Origin of the sequence: Yersinia sp. 2553 StPb PI, from assembly GCF_052217105.1 — a bacterium.
Lineage (GTDB): Bacteria > Pseudomonadota > Gammaproteobacteria > Enterobacterales > Enterobacteriaceae > Yersinia > Yersinia enterocolitica_E.
Genome location: NZ_JAZGPX010000002.1, coordinates 4,549,225 through 4,564,775, shown reverse-complemented (window position 1 = coordinate 4,564,775; position 15,551 = coordinate 4,549,225). Strand labels below are relative to the sequence as shown.

Here is a 15,551-nt window from a genome sequence, read left to right as displayed (position 1 = left end):
GGAATTCACTCCTTCAGGATTATTCCACTTCTATCTGTTTTACCTGCAAACTGTCACCACTCTCCACTTGCAGAGCATGGCTGCCACAATGCGGGCACCCGGCATCGTGCCGTTCAATCTGAACACTGGCGCTACACTCCCAACACCAGGCTTGTGCGGGTAAATAATTGATATGCAATTGGCAATTAGCTGCCAATGTCTCACGGCTGGCCGCGTCAAAACTAAAACGCAATGCGCTCTCCTCAATACAAGAGAGCGCACCAATCTCCAGCCATACCGCCGTTATTCGTTTGGCCCCGTTAAGCCTGGCCTGTGTTTCAATCAGCTCCAGCGTACTGAGGCATAAACTGATTTCATGCATGCTGATTCGTCATTTGACTAAACAACGCCCGCCGCCGTGGATTAGCCGGTGCATCAGCATTGCTAATGGGCAGTGAAAGCACCATGCGAGCGCTCTGTTCTGCCAGCAGCAGCGCCTGTTCCGCTTGCAGCGTAGTGTCCAATGGCGACATCAGCGAGCGGCTCAGGTACTGGCCGCAACCGGCTATTTCGCCGAGCGTAAAACTGATGGTGCCGCATGGCAGTGCCAGCATCAAGCGCTCACCCACCACCCGACGCGGCCAGCTTTGCTGCGGCCCCGGTAATACCACTAAACTCAGCATCCACGGGGTTAATAACGCGCCCACCCATTGCTGCTCAAATAACTGAAAGCCACAGGCGCGTAGCGGTATGTGGTCACGGTAGAATGGCAAGCCGCGCATCTCATCCGCGGCAATCTGGCTGAAAACCTGCTCCAGTAAAGGAGCCGGGTTTTGCGTCAGCCCGATAATGCCAGTGTCGTCGAAGGAGTCAGACATGGTTTTGCTCCCGTGCGTTGAGCGTAATTCCGCTTAAGCGCAATGCGACCAGAATCTGTTCCAGCGCGGGTTCCATCGCCTGTATCACCGTCGGTGTCAGGCCAATTCCTGGCGCCAGAGATTCTGGCACCACGCCCACCAATGTCAGTTGGCGCGGGGATTCACCGGTCAGTTGCAGTGCCATCAACACATCGCATAGCCCCAACTGGTGGGGCGAGACTTTGCGGCTGAACATAGCCGGTATCTCTTTATCATGCAGCACCGCGACACTGCCCGGAGGCTGGCCGGTGAATACCGCATCAGCAACAATCAAATGTTCGCGGTTTGCCATCGCTTCCATCAGCTCTAAACCGGCGGTACCGCCGTCCAACACCTCAACACCTGGGGGTATCTCAAAGCGTTGTTCCAATGCTTCAACCAGACGTACCCCCACCGCTTCATCGCTGAGTAATAAGTTACCTATACCTAATACCAAAATCCCCATCACAGCACCTTGACTTTGGTCACTTCGTTGCCCGTTGTATCAACAATATGTACGGCACAAGACATACACGGGTCGAATGAGTGAATGGTCCGCACCACTTCGAGCGGTTTGGCCGGATCAGCAACCGGTGTACCCACCAGCGCTTGTTCGTATGGCCCGGGTTCGTCATTGTAGTTACGCGGGCCGGCGTTCCAGGTGGAGGGCACCACCGCCTGATAGTTGGCGATTTTGCCGTCTTTGATGACCACCCAGTGCGACAACATGCCGCGTGGCGCTTCTTCAAAGCCAACACCGCGGATTTCGCCAGTTAACGGAATATTCGGTTTGATAAAGGTTTCTACGTCGCCGGTACCGATATTGGCCACCAGCGCCGTCCATTGCTGAGCCAGCGTTTCATGCAGCACGCAACAATGCACTGCGCGGCCAATGATGCGACCCAGCGTCGATGGCAGTTGATCTTGAGTGATAGCCTGCCCGCTCAATTTCTGATAGGCCGCGCCAATATCGCTGAAATGCTGTTTAGTCGGCGCGTGGTCAGCCGCCAGACCGCACATCAACCATGCCAGCGGCCCAACTTCTACCGTTTTGCCGTAGAAAGTTGGCGCTTTTACCCACGAGTATTTGCCCTCTTCCTGCCAGCCGGTGTAGTTCGGGTTGGTTTTGCCCTCCCACGGTGCCAGCGGCTCGTCATCTTGATACCAGGCATGTTTGCCGCTCTCGGCAATCCCTTTGATCAGATAAGGATCGTTATGGTTGGCAATCGGCCGGAAAGTACCCTTATCCAGATAGCCGCCCGGCAGCAGGAAAGTCTCCCCTTTGCGATCGGTCGGTAGCTCCGGCACGCTGAGATAGTAATCCGCCCCTTTACCCAGATTGAGCCAACCTGGATAGTGGGCAGCGATCACCGCCGTGTCCACTTTATAAACTTGCTCGATAAAACTGCCCAGTCGGTCGATGAAGGATTTCACCAACATCAAGCGCTCCAGATTAAGCACACTTGGCATATCTAGATTGATTGGATTGGCAACGCCCCCTACAGCCAGATTCTGAATGTGCGGTGTTTTGCCCCCCAATACCGCCACAATGCGGTTGGCATCGCGCTGGCACTCCAGTGCTTGCAAATAGTGCGCTACCGCAATCAGGTTCACTTCTGGTGGCAACGCCATTGCCGGATGGCCCCAGTAGCCGTTGGCAAAAATGCCTAACTGCCCACTGGCCACCAGGTCTTTGATTTTCTGCTGTACACGGCTGAACTCTTCCGCGCTGTTCAGTGGCCAGCTCGATAAGCCACTCAACATGGCGGCCGCCTTCTGTGGCGAGGCTTGCAGCGCTGAGGTGACATCCACCCAATCCAGTGCCGACAGTTGGTAGAAGTGCACGATATGGTCATGGATGCTATGCGCCGCCAGAATCAAATTGCGGATATGTTGCGCATTGACTGGGACTTCCATCCCCAATGCATTTTCCACGGCGCGCACCGAGGCGATAGCGTGGATGGTGGTACATACGCCACAAATACGCTGCACAATCATCCAGGCATCGCGGGGATCATTGCCTTGTAAAATCTCTTCCATGCCACGCCACATGGTGCCGGAGGACCAAGCTTTAATGACCTTGCCGTCCTCAATTTCGCAGTCGATCCGCAGGTGTCCCTCAATGCGGGTGACGGGATCAATGGTGATGCGTTGGCTCATGCTTTACCTCTGTCTGATTATTCTTATGTAATTGCCCGTGAGCAGGCAGCACCGGCAATAGCCGAATCAATAAAATGTAGGCGCAGACCTCAATGGCGACAAAGCCAATTGAGATCAGGATTTCACTGGTGGTTGGGAAGTAGTTGTAGCCACCGCCGGGGCTAAAGGCCAGTAGCGAGTAGTTGAGCCGCCATAGCGCCGCGCCCGCAATCATGCACAGCGCACCGATAAACAGTAAGCGGCTATCTTCTCTGGCCCGCCGGATACGGAAGATGATGAGCGGCAAAGTCATCAGTCCGATTTCAGCCCAAAAGGCGATAGCGTAGCGGTCGAAATGCAGCAGATAATCTATTTTGTGCCGCACTACCACTTCACCCAAGCGCAGCAAGACAAATAGCAGCAGGAATAGGTCGATAATGGTGGTCAGCCGGGTAAACAGCGGTGCTTCATTGGCACCTCGCCCACGCAGTCCGGCCTGCACCAAAGAGCCTTCAAAGATGACAATAGAGAAGCCCAGAATGGCGGCGGTGAGCAATGAAAATAGCGGTAACATTTCATAGCTTTGCCACAGCGGATGAATCTTCGCACCTGCGGCAATCATCAATGAACCCATTGAGGACTGATGCATAGTCGGCAGCAGCGCACCCAATGCAATGACGAAAAACATCACTTTGTTCAGCCGCTTGAGCGAAACCTTCCAACCGAGGCGTTCAAACAGTGCGGGGGCAAACTCCAGCGCCATTACACCGATATAAATGGTCATACAGACGGCGGTTTCGAATAATACCGAATTGACGTTAAAGTAACCGGGGATAAAGAAGTAAGGCAGGTTCCAATAGCGGCCAACATCAATGGTGATCGACAATCCCCCCAGCGCATAGCCAAATAAACTGGCTAACAGCGCCGGGCGTACCAGCGGGTGATATTCGCCCCGGTTAAAGACATAAACCGCCCAGGCCAACGCCCAGCCGCCACAGGCCAAACCGGTTCCCACCAATAAGTCGAAAGCGATCCAGATCCCCCACGGGAAGCCGCCGTTCAAATCACTGACTGAACCCAGCCCGAGCACCAAACGTTTAACTATCAGCAGCGCGCATAACACAACAAAAGGCGCTAGCAGCATCACCGGCCAACTGACCAGCCGCCCACCCAATGGACTGGATTTATGCATCGTCATCTGGACCGTCCTTTTTATCGTGCGTGTCGGCATCACTGTCTTTGCGCTCATCGCGGGTATTGCGATGCACCAGCGCCGTCACACCGGCCAGTACCGCCAGCGGCAGGATCATGCCTTTGTACAGGGTGTGCTGAACATGCTCCGAACGCGCACCGGTTGCCAGTTCTGCCAACGGTGGCAAATCAAGTTTCTCGGTCGGAATACCCGCCAGTACCAACACCTGCGTACCACCGCCCTCTTTTTCGCCGTATACGTGCGGATCATAATGGGCAACCGGATGCTCGTATGTGTCGTTGGCACTGAGTGTCTGACGTGGGAAACGATAGTTCTCACCCGGTGTTAACGTCAGCCGCCGTTTGGCTTCTGACAGCAACGCTTCACGGGTACCAAATATCACCGCCCCGGTCGGACACACCTCAACACAACCAGGCAAACCGCCTTTGTCGAGCCGCTCCACCCCTTTCTGATTACACAACTCACATTTATGGATCTTGCCAAAGGGATTATCGTAATCGTATTTCGGCACATTGAACGGGCAGCCAACCATGCAGTAGCGACAGCCGGTACAGATATCCGGGTCATAGTGAACGATGCCGGTTTTGGCATCTTTGCGCAGTGCGCTGACCGGGCAGACGGAAACACAGTTGGGATCAACGCAGTGCATACACTGCTTTTTGATATAGGCGTAACCATCTTCCAACTGATCTTTATGGATACCTGCACCACTGGTCCACACCTGAATAATGTTGTTGGTATAGGGGCTAAGTTTGTCGTTATTTGACCAGATAGCATCACCACCGGCGTAGGTTTCACCGTGCGCGGCAAACTCGCTGTGATTAATCTCTTGGCATTTACTGACACACGCCTGACAACCGACGCATAACGTCGAGTCATACAACATGCCAAGCGCACCGGGGATCGGTGGTCGGTTTTGGACCTCAGCTTTACTGCTGGGGGAAAGTCCCGCCAGCAAGACACCGCCCGAGGCTAATTTGAAAAAGTGACGTCGGTTCACGGCTATTCCTCCCGCGATGAGTGATCGTCATCTTTACGGCGCTGCTTCTGTTGCCGCCCCAGCTCACGCACCGTCATCAGGCTGACACCGGCAACCAATCCCACCACCCCACCCAGCAACGCGGTGGCGGTGGTAGAAACCTTGCCACCTTCCACATTATGGATCTGTGGTTTTTCAGCGCGTGGTGTTGGGTTTTCGACATTGGCTAATTGAGCAATGCTTTTGGTAAAACCAATCCCCTCTTCGTTACAGCCGTAGCACGGATGACCGATGCCGACCGGCCAGATGCCACCACCAACATCGCAGAACTCTAGGGTTGGACAGTTACCGTAGGTCTCCGGCCCCTTGCAACCAAGGTGATAGAGGCACCAGCCCTGACGATGCCCTTCATCACCAAACTGACGGGCAAAACGACCGGCATCAAAGTGCGGGCGACGCTCGCAGTTTTCATGGATCAGACGGCCATAGGCAAAGGTAGGACGGTTCTTGGCATCCAACGCCGGCGGCCGCCCAAAGGTAATGATATGAGCGACGGTTGCCAGGAAGTTATGCGGATTCGGCGGGCAGCCGGGAATATTAATCACGGTTTTCCCCGGTAGCGCCGCTTGCAAACTGACCGCGCCGGTTGGGTTGCCACCAGTGGCTGGCACGCCCCCCCAGGCAGAACAGGAGCCAATGGCAATAATAGCTGCCGCATGTTCCGCCGCTTCGCGAATATGCTCGACAATAGGTTTGCCCGCCACCATGCAGTAAATCCCACCATCTTTCAGTGGGATAGAACCATCCACCACCAGTATGTACTTCCCTTTATGCTGTTCAATAGCGCGGTGCTTATTCTCTTCCGCCTGCTCACCAAATGCTGCTGACAGCACTTCGTGATACTCCATTGATATAACACTGAGCAGCAAATTCTCCAGGGTGGGATGCGTTGAGCGCAACAGTGACTCGGTACAGCCGGTGCACTCCTGAGCACCAATCCAGATGACCGGCGGCCGTTGTGGTGAACCGACCATATTGGCAATTTCTGCGGCAGCCTTACTGCTGAGCCCCATGGTGGCAGCCAGCGCTGCACAAAGCTTCATAAAATCACGACGGTTAACGCCATGCTGGGAAAGCATGTTTTTTCCCCTGTCATTATTATTATATTGTTCACATACCCGATACTAATGATGGGTATATCCCTATAAAAAGCATGGTCTTATATCCAATAGATTTCGAAATGCTGGGCGGCCGCAAACGAAAGAACCCCGATGAACTTACATAAGTAAGTGATTAGAGTAAGTGAGAGCAGCCAACACACCTGCACTTTGAAAAAAGATGAAGGATATTCTGTTAATAGTTTGTAACTCTGCAAATATAATTAAGTTGATCTTTATCAATGGATAATTGATTGAGTCTGAAAGGGGTAAATATCTGTGAACTAAAACCGTTTCAGCAAAACATTTCATTTGCCAGAAAATAAAAAGTCTGTCAGGAAGATATGCGGTAGATGCAGATGGCATTCAATATCATTAACCCAAAAGAGTGGATTAATGCAATAACTTTAATTATATATTACTTACTTTAGTTATTTAACTGGAAATGAAAATTCCATCCAACTTAAAGATGAAATGCATCATTTACCTTTTTTAAGTGAATTTAATTGATCATCAGAATGTAATTTGCCATTGAAAACGTTGAATTAACACACTTTGAAATACGGTCAAAATGCGACAAACCCTTGCGGGGCCTGACGCTTGTCGATACTCACCACCAGCGGTAAAAATCTGTACGAAAAACAATCTTTAGGTCGCCATGTTGGTATCAATTATTAACTAAAACTGATTTTTTTAACATTTCATTAGGTCATTATTCTACCTAAAAAGTGTTAAGCATTAGCCCTTCCCTGAACATTTTATAAAAAATGAAACCAACCAGACCTGCGGATATAAATCATACAAGATGATTAGTTATTAATTTAATCATTATTCCTAGTGCGAATTGTTAAATCAGCCAGAAAATCGGATTCTTATCAATTTCATTCAGTTTGAGAACTCTAACAGACTGTTTTGTCATTTTTAATGATAAATCTTAATGTTACAAAATGGATCATGGCGATGACAGTGATAGCGAATACTTGCCAGAGGGACAATCTGTTATAGGTGTATTGGGTTATAAATTTCACTTAACGCAGAGTTAAATCTGTTTCCACTGCCGTGATTTTACTTTCGCCGGTAAATTGTCGGCCAGAGAGACGATAACATGCCCTCTGATTGGGGCTAATCGTCCTATAAAATTTGAGTTAACTCTACTTTTTATCTATCTATCAATTAATAAGCAAATAAGTCGTGCTATGATTATTTTACCGGTCAATATTCAATCGGTTATAAGTTAGCAACTTCAAGTAGGAAGGGTCTTTATGATAAAACCATTCATTGTTGTAACCCTCGCCATCGCCACTCTCAGTGGTTGCGCCAATAATAATACCCTTTCGGGCGATACTTTTAGCAGTTCTCAGGCCGGGCAGGCTCAAGCTGTAACTTACGGAACCTTGGTTTCTGTCCGTCCAGTCACTATTCAGGGCGGAGATGGGAATAATGTTGCGGGTGCGGTCGGTGGGGCTGTGGTGGGTGGTTTTCTGGGTAACACCATTGGCGGCGGTACTGGTCGCCGTCTCGGAACCGCAGCAGGTGCCGTTGCCGGTGGCGTAGTCGGCCAACAAGTCCAGAGTATGATGAATCGCAGTAGTGGTGTTGAACTGGAAGTGCGCCGCGATAACGGTACCACCTTCCTGGTGGTTCAAGCTCAGGGCGTTACCCAATTCCAACCGGGGCAACGTGTCACCATTGCTACCCATGGGAATACCGTCACTATCACACCACGTTAGGTTTTGCCGCCTGAACTCAGCGTGTAGGTATGGCAACTTAAGTTAAGTCATTGTATTAAAAAGCACCGCCCAGTCCTGAAGGTTCGAGGGTAGACTGGGTGGTGAAAAGATGAACATAACTATCCGGCTTTTTTCGCTGCCGGTTTCACTACATTCTCTCCGTGGTTGCCAAAGAACTGATATAAGGTGTCTGAAGCCGTTTTGGTTAAGACCATAATTTCAATACGGCGGTTTTTAGCCGCAAGAGGTTCGACTGAGTCCAATAGCATCTGATCAGCCATCGCATTGATTTGTAATACCCGACCGTCATCCAGCCCGCCTTTTACTAGCGCTTTATGCGCCATCAAGGCCCGCTCGCCAGACAAGTTCCAGTTGTTGTACAACACCTGATCACGGTAGCGGGAAGCATCGGTATGGCCGGTAATAATGATTTTATTGTCCATCTCATTAAATGCCGGAGCCAACTCAGCCAGTAGACGGCTGAAGAACGGCGTCAGTACAGCGCTACTGCGCTGGAACATATCGCGCTGCTTATCATCCTGAATCAAAATACGTAGCCCTTGTGGCACCACTTCCATTTGCAGGTTGGATTGCGCATCGTAGGCAGAAGTAATTTGCATAATGATGCGTGATAACTCTTCCATTTCTTTACGTGATTTATCCACCACCTCTTCCAGAGATTGCTCCGGTTCCGGCACCTCAACTGCCAGATTACTTTTGGTCTCTTTCGCTTGCTCCTTACCATCAATGCTGTCAGAGAACTTGCCGCCGCCACTTTTGCTTTTAGAGGGAATTGAAATAAAGGATTGCTGCGAAAAGATGGTTTGCCCATTCAGTTGCGCCACAATCTCTTGCCGCTCCTCTTCTGATACCACCCCGACAATCAACTTTGTGGTGGTAACCAAGGGTGCTGAGCGAATTTCTGAAGTGTCGGCCCGCTTTACCTTGGATGCACTGCCGGGTAAACAGATGGCGATTGATGCCGACCTTAATGCCGGGTTAATCAATCAGGAGCAAGCGCGCTTGCGCCGTAAAGAAGTGGCCAGCGAAGCTGACTTCTACGGTGCGATGGATGGAGCATCCAAGTTTGTTCGCGGTGACGCCATCGCCGGTATTATGATTCTGGTGATCAACGTGATCGGCGGTATCTGTATCGGTATCTTTAAATACGATCTCAGCGCCAGCCAGTCGTTTCAACAATATGTATTGTTGACCATTGGTGACGGTCTGGTGGCACAAATTCCGTCCCTGTTATTAGCAACCGCGGCGGCAATTATTGTCACTCGGGTGAGTGATGGCGGTGACATGACTGATGAAATTAAAGATCAGTTGTTGGCAAAACCGACTATCTTGTATGCTGCGGCATTCGTGATGTTCATACTCGCCATTGTGCCGGGGATGCCCCATCTTGCCTTTCTCAGCTTCACCGGATTACTCCTGTTCGCCGCTTGGCAGCAAAGTAAAAAAATTCAGCAAGCGGATGCTGAGCCCGATCTTACAATCCTCGACCAAGCCATTTCTGAAGATAATGCCCTGAACCTCAACTGGGAAAATATTCCGATAGTTGAACCTATCGGCCTGAATTTGGGCTATAAGCTGGTCACACTGGTCGATGAATCAAAAGGCCGACCGCTGATTCAGCGGCTGCGAGGGGTGCGGCAAATCATCTCCAAAACCTGCGGAATTCTATTACCGGAAGTCAAAGTACGGGAAAACTTCCGCTTAAAACCGTCCCAATACACCATCAATATTAATGGTGTCAAAGTCGCCGGTGGCGATGTTTATATTGATAGACTGATGGCGATTCCAACAGCGGAACAATACGGCGAGGTTGATGGTGTACTGGCAATCGATCCGACTTACGGCCTGGCCGTGGTATGGGTAGCACCGGAAGATAAGCCCACGGCACTAAACTTCGGTTATCAGGTGGTGGATTGTGCCAGTGTGGTCGCGACCCATGTGAATAAAGTGGTACGTGACCATTTATCTGAACTGTTTAATTATGATGATATAACCCTATTACACCAACGGCTTGAGTCGCTGTCGCCACGTTTGGCTGAAGATTTGGCTGGCGGATTGAATTTTAGCCAATTGCTGAAGGTGTATCGTCAGCTATTAACCGAAAATGTGTCGCTGAAAGATATTGTCACCATCGCCACCACCTTAGTAGAAAGTGCCACTATCACCAAAGATTCACTGCTCCTCACCTCAGATGTGCGTTACGCATTACGTACCGGTATCGTCAATGGTATCAATGGCGATGACAAAAACCTGGCGGTTTATACCATTAATAACGAATTAGAAAATATGTTGCTTGGCTCGTTGAATCAGGCGCAGCAAGCGGGGAAAGTGGTATTGGATAACTTCCCAGTCGACCCAAATATCCTGACCCAGTTGCAGCAGAATATGCCGATCATTAAAGAGCAGATGAAAGCAGAGAATCACCAACCTATTTTATTGGTAACCCCGCAATTGCGGCCATTAATTGCACGCTATGCACGACTATTCTGCAATGGGTTGAATGTGTTGTCTTATAACGAAGTGCCTGATGATATGGCGCTGAATGTGATTGGTACCTTAGAGTAAAAGTAGATGAGCCTCAAGAATGAGGCTCATTAATTCCTACCGCTTCAAAGGCAAAGGGGATAATTAGTTATCCATAAAGGTCTGCTGCCATTCAACAATCGTTTTGGGTCTTTTATCTTTATCTTCAGGCACATTGGTAAAATAGTGAACCCGCAGCGTGCCATTTTTTTCAGGCGCAACATACGCGGCCCACATCAAACCGGCACGGTTATACATAATGATTGATGCACGCTTATTGGCTGCACCTCGCACCCAGGTGGATAATACTTTTGCCCCCCGGTTATCCCGGTCATTGCTATAAATATAGACGTTGGCTGAGGCGACAAACTGGGCGTAATGGTCGCCGACTAACTCACGGAAAAGTTTATCGTTGTTGGTATCAGTAAAAATACCGACCGAGAGTAAGCTCGGAGTCTCACGCGGATCTTTTTCAGCCCGAATATACTGCCCGTCAATAAAGACATCTTTAGGCATCGAAATTCGGCAACCCCAACTGCCATTGCTGTGCACCTGAATTGAACCATCTTTTATCGGGATCAGTAATAACCGGCAGCTTGCTGTATTTTCAATAAGATCAACAACCGCCAACCCTTCAATTTTACGCGCTTCAGCTCTAAAATTACCGGTATTCTCACCGGACCAGGCGCGGCTATCGATACTAAATCCCCACTCAGCAACCCGGGTTATTTTGATAACGCCCCCCCGGTCATTCCCTTTGGTGACATTCCACCACTGCCCAGCCCAGTCAAATTTTTTGTCAATATCAGACATGGAGGCAATGCCCTGAAAATAGGCGCGCTGAATACAGCTATCACTGGTACAACTGTTAAGGGATTTTTCCCATATTTGTCGTTGCTGATACACTGTTTCTGTATCATATTTAACCAACATGGACTGATAGATATCGCTAAATGTCTGATCCAGCCAGTGTAAATCCTCATTACCACATACAGTATATTCAACCGGTGTCGCTGCACGCTGGCAGTTAATGGCAAAAGATGACGATGAAATAATCATCGCCAGTAAAAATAAAATGCTGCGAAAGTAAGCAATTCTCATTGTTTAACCCGATTAAAACATGAATTTTTTTATTATTGAAAGCTAATAACAACCTAGCTCACTATATCGTTTTTGTGGCTAAATACCTAAAACTGGTAATAGAAAACCACCAGACGGCGCTGACTCTTAGCGCAATCCGGTGGCTGTTCTCTACTATTTATTACGACAATAATTGTTATTTATTAAATTGAATCAAAGCGTAACTAAGAATGAGTGGCTTGCATATTATCTGATAAATTAAAAACAGAGACCGCTTCTGTCAGTTGCCGTGCCTGTTCTTCTAACGAGGCAGCCGCAGCGGCAGACTCTTGTACCAGGGAGGCATTTTGTTGTGTGACGCCGTCCATCTCGGCGACAGCTTGCCCAATTTGACCAATACCGCGGCTTTGCTCATCAGAAGCAGAGGCAATCTCGCCCATAATGTCGGTTACATTGGTCACCGCCTGCACGATGCTATTCATCGTCTCCCCTGCTTCAGATACTTGCTGTGAGCCAATATTCACTCGGGATACCGATTCACTGATCAACCCTTCGATTTCTTTCGCCGCTTGTGCACTACGTTGGGCCAAATTACGAACTTCACTTGCTACTACCGCAAAACCGCGCCCCTGCTCACCAGCCCGGGCCGCTTCAACTGCTGCGTTCAGTGCCAGAATATTGGTTTGGAAGGCGATACTGTTTATCACACCGATAATATCCGCAATACGGCGTGAGCTTTCCGTAATACTGCTCATAGTGGCAACGACATCGTTGACAATCCGCCCGCCATTTTTCGCTGTTGCAGAGGCATTCTCAGCCAACTTACTGGCTTGATGGGCGTTTTCAGCGTTCTGTTTCACCGTTGCATTCAGTTGTTCCATACTGGCCGCGGTTTCTTCCAGTGCCGCCGCTTGTTGCTCGGTACGGGAAGAGAGATCCGCATTTCCTGCTGCAATTTCACCGGCTCCGGTATAAATCGCATCGGTACTGTTGCGAATGGTTGATACCGTATTCACCAAACTATTTTGCATTTCACGTAAGTAAGGGATCAGTTGCCCGACGCAGTTACGGCCAAACTCAGGCATTGGCCGGCCTAACTGCCCTTCAGCTAAGCGTTTAAAGTGCACCTTGATCGACTCCAGCGGACGCACCAAATAACTGACGATATAGCGATCGGTTAAGAACAGAATGATAACACCGGCAATTAATGCAGCAAAAAGCGCCCGTTGACACCAGTCGACTAATGTCTCCACCCGCAAACTGGCAGCCTCTGTTGCAGTATCAACCGCAGAATTGTACTTCTCGACGGTAGCGCCAAACTCTCGGCTTAATGGTGGATAATCTTTGTTAAACAAATTGTTATAATCTTCGAAGCGATTCTCGGCCACCGCTTTAGCCATCGGTTCAATCCCATTACTCAATAATGTTGACCAGCTTTGAATAGTTTTATCTGTCAGTAATGGATCCATCGACTCATGAGATTGCAGTTTAAATTTCGCCAAACTCTCTTGGGTATTTTTTAGTGCTACACCGGCTGAAGCCAATTCACGATCAGCATCGGCAGTTGCCCCGCTTTGACGATATGCCGCGGCACGACTTAAACGAGTAACCACACGAAAATATTGGTCATTACCCCGATTAATAATATTAATGTTTTTTTGTTGGTTAGAACTCAGATGTAATGAATGCGTCAATTGGTTAAGTGAAAATAATGTAAAGGTCGAGACACCTCCCCAAAGCAACAAAAATATAACAAGAATAGATAATAACGCCATCCTGATGGTGATATGTTTTAGAAAATTCACGGGAATACCCCTGTGTCTTATTTTTTTAGTTTATTTCCTTGAGATTTCAAGGTGTTTATCGCTGATAATCCCCGCAGGGAAAAAGGTTAATTATCAGGACTCATCACCAAAATAGCATGAAACCAACACAAAAGATCAAGATAACCGATCAATATTAAACAACCGATTGATTTCACCTATTAAAATGTAAATAACGTTCGATAATCTTGATCGAAAACTGATTAACAACGTTCAGTAGTTTCCACATTATATGTATTTATTCTGAATATAAATACAGCGCCCCATTACCTATTAACTCTTAGAATAGTTAGCCAATCAATTAATTTACTTACAGATAGAGAATTACCTGTTTTTGCAATTGCAGAATTAAATATCTTATTAAATGCGATTGGGCGAGATAAATAAAATAATAACAAAAATCCATATCAAACCATCAGGCACGCGATACAGCAAAATTTAACTATTTATTTGCTATGGTTGATTCTGTATTTTTTTAGCAAGGAAACCAGGCTGGGGAAATAACAATTTTATTCATTGCAATATAGGCATGTGCTTAGCACGGCGACGGTGATACTAAAAGAAGAGCGGCCAACGATCACTGGCCGGTATTACACCTTAATTCGCGCTAGCCGCAGCCCCCAGAGGCCGGCTGAATTGGCTTAAACCATGCTAATGAGTCATGGCCAGCATGCGACTGATCGTCCTCTAAATGGTTTGACTGGTGCGATATTTCGCTAGGTTTCCTGTCTTGGAGATGAGAACGCCAATCCTCCCTTTCACTCACCACATTGCAAATAGTAATAGGAATAATAATTACTACCATTCATTTTATGGCATGATAAATTACGACCTAGCACCGTTAAATAGAAAGAGAAAACGCCGTTATGTCCCACTATATGCCTGCCTGTAAAACATCCCGTTCTCTGCCTGCCCTACTGGGCTTGCTGTGTCTGACATTTTGGTTATCCGGCTGCAAACCCGCGGAGGAGAACAACGCATCAGCGGCAGACGACAACTCACCAGCATGGTCCCGGACGGTGGAAACGGCTAAAGGCCCGGTCACATTAACTCAGCAACCTACACGGATTGTTTCCACCAGCATCACCATCACTGGCACCTTATTGGCGATCAATGCGCCGGTGATTGCCAGTGGAGCGACCGCGCCCAGCTCCACCGTCGCAGATCATCAAGGGTTCTTTACTCAATGGTCGGCTGTCGCACAGGCAAAAAAACTGGTACCGATATATCAGACTGAGCCAAACGCCGAAGCTGTTGCCGGCATGAACCCTGACTTAATTATTATTTCTGCCACCGGGGGGGATTCGGCAGTGAAATTGTATGAGCAGTTATCTGCTATCGCGCCAACCTTAGTGATTAATTACGATGATAAAAGCTGGCAAGAGTTAGCAATGATATTGGGGCAGGCAACTGGCCATGAAACCGATGCGAAAGATGTGATTGATAAATTTGCCAACCGGCTCAATGAGGTGAAACAGAGTATTACCTTACCACCGCAGCCAACGTCGGCTTTTGTCTATCAAGCCGCCGGTAGCACCGCGAACTTGTGGACTGAAGACTCGGCACAGGGCAAATTGTTGCAGGAGCTGGGCTTTAGGCTCGCTGAAATACCTGAAGCCGTGAAAGGTAACACCAGTATGGGACATCGTAAGGATATTATTCAGTTAGGTGGCGAGAAGCTGGCTGAAGGTCTGAACGGTGAGACTATTTTACTCTTCTCCGGTGATCAACCGTCAGTTGATGCATTGAAAAGTAATAAATTTTTAGCTCATATTCCAGCGATTGAGCACAACCGTGTTTATGCCGTGGGTTATGACACTTTCCGCTTGGATTATTACAGTGCGAGTAATCTGTTAGCCCGAATTGAAGGGATGTTTAAACCTGCTCATTGATTGGGTAAGTCCCGCTTCTGACGTTGAGCGCATTCAGGAATGTGACCGAGCACGCTAAATTTCCCCCTGCGTTACCACAGCGATGCATTCTAACAATAATGCGTGCTAACATATCTCAC

General features: G+C 48.7%; 11 protein-coding genes and 2 pseudogenes. 3 read left to right on the top strand and 10 right to left on the bottom strand.

The genetic code is table 11. The annotated features are described in order from the left end of the window. Positions 1 to 19: 19 nt before the first annotated feature. From hypA to hybO, 7 genes and pseudogenes are all read right to left on the bottom strand, one after another. A complete protein-coding gene (gene hypA / locus V2A84_RS22220) occupies positions 20 to 361 on the bottom strand; it encodes a hydrogenase maturation nickel metallochaperone HypA (RefSeq protein ID WP_083162467.1) in 342 nt (113 codons plus the stop codon). Further along, on the bottom strand, positions 354 to 857 hold the full coding sequence (hybE, locus tag V2A84_RS22215) for a hydrogenase-2 assembly chaperone (protein WP_083162465.1): 504 nt from the start codon (positions 855 to 857) through the stop codon (positions 354 to 356). The genes hypA and hybE overlap by 8 nt, the downstream gene beginning before the upstream one ends. After that, the gene (locus V2A84_RS22210) at positions 850 to 1,341 is read right to left on the bottom strand and encodes a HyaD/HybD family hydrogenase maturation endopeptidase (protein ID WP_083162463.1); all 492 of its coding nucleotides are present in this window, start codon (positions 1,339 to 1,341) and stop codon (positions 850 to 852) included. The genes hybE and V2A84_RS22210 overlap by 8 nt, the downstream gene beginning before the upstream one ends. Further along, entirely contained in the window at positions 1,341 to 3,035 is a 1,695-nt protein-coding gene (gene hybC, locus V2A84_RS22205) for a hydrogenase 2 large subunit (RefSeq protein WP_372569650.1), read from the bottom strand. The genes V2A84_RS22210 and hybC overlap by 1 nt, the downstream gene beginning before the upstream one ends. Beyond that, positions 3,013 to 4,212, bottom strand: coding sequence for a Ni/Fe-hydrogenase cytochrome b subunit (hybB, locus tag V2A84_RS22200; protein WP_193784772.1), 1,200 nt, complete (start codon positions 4,210 to 4,212; stop codon positions 3,013 to 3,015). Before hybB ends, hybC begins: the two co-directional genes overlap by 23 nt. Then, complete coding sequence (hybA, locus tag V2A84_RS22195) at positions 4,199 to 5,227, bottom strand: hydrogenase 2 operon protein HybA (RefSeq protein ID WP_083162459.1); 1,029 nt, start codon at positions 5,225 to 5,227, stop codon at positions 4,199 to 4,201. The genes hybB and hybA overlap by 14 nt, the downstream gene beginning before the upstream one ends. Before the next feature lie 2 nt (positions 5,228 to 5,229). Further along, positions 5,230 to 6,362, bottom strand: a pseudogene (gene hybO / locus V2A84_RS22190) (hydrogenase 2 small subunit). A gap of 1,263 nt (positions 6,363 to 7,625) precedes the next feature. Here hybO and V2A84_RS22185 point away from each other — a divergent pair. After that, positions 7,626 to 8,093: a glycine zipper 2TM domain-containing protein gene (locus V2A84_RS22185; protein WP_083162455.1), complete on the top strand. Its 468-nt coding sequence runs from the start codon at positions 7,626 to 7,628 to the stop codon at positions 8,091 to 8,093. 119 nt (positions 8,094 to 8,212) lie between these two features. Here the strand turns inward: V2A84_RS22185 and lafU are convergent, their stop codons facing one another. Beyond that, complete coding sequence (gene lafU, locus V2A84_RS22180; protein ID WP_372569917.1) at positions 8,213 to 9,013, bottom strand: putative lateral flagellar export/assembly protein LafU; 801 nt, start codon at positions 9,011 to 9,013, stop codon at positions 8,213 to 8,215. Between lafU and V2A84_RS22175 the strand changes: the two are divergent. Then, a pseudogene (locus tag V2A84_RS22175) lies at positions 8,976 to 10,679 on the top strand (flagellar biosynthesis protein FlhA); the annotation flags it as partial. The gene lafU and the pseudogene V2A84_RS22175 overlap by 38 nt on opposite strands. 63 nt (positions 10,680 to 10,742) lie before the next feature. Here the strand turns inward: V2A84_RS22175 and V2A84_RS22170 are convergent. Further along, entirely contained in the window at positions 10,743 to 11,738 is a 996-nt protein-coding gene (locus V2A84_RS22170; RefSeq protein WP_083162451.1) for a lysozyme inhibitor LprI family protein, read from the bottom strand. A 203-nt stretch (positions 11,739 to 11,941) separates the two neighbouring features. Next, positions 11,942 to 13,522 (bottom strand): methyl-accepting chemotaxis protein, encoded by a 1,581-nt coding sequence (locus tag V2A84_RS22165; protein ID WP_083162449.1) that lies wholly within the window; start codon positions 13,520 to 13,522, stop codon positions 11,942 to 11,944. An 884-nt stretch (positions 13,523 to 14,406) separates the two neighbouring features. Between V2A84_RS22165 and fepB the strand changes: the two genes are divergently transcribed. Continuing rightward, positions 14,407 to 15,432, top strand: a complete 1,026-nt coding sequence (fepB, locus tag V2A84_RS22160; RefSeq protein WP_083162448.1) for a Fe2+-enterobactin ABC transporter substrate-binding protein — start codon at positions 14,407 to 14,409, stop codon at positions 15,430 to 15,432. Positions 15,433 to 15,551: the final 119 nt, after the last annotated feature.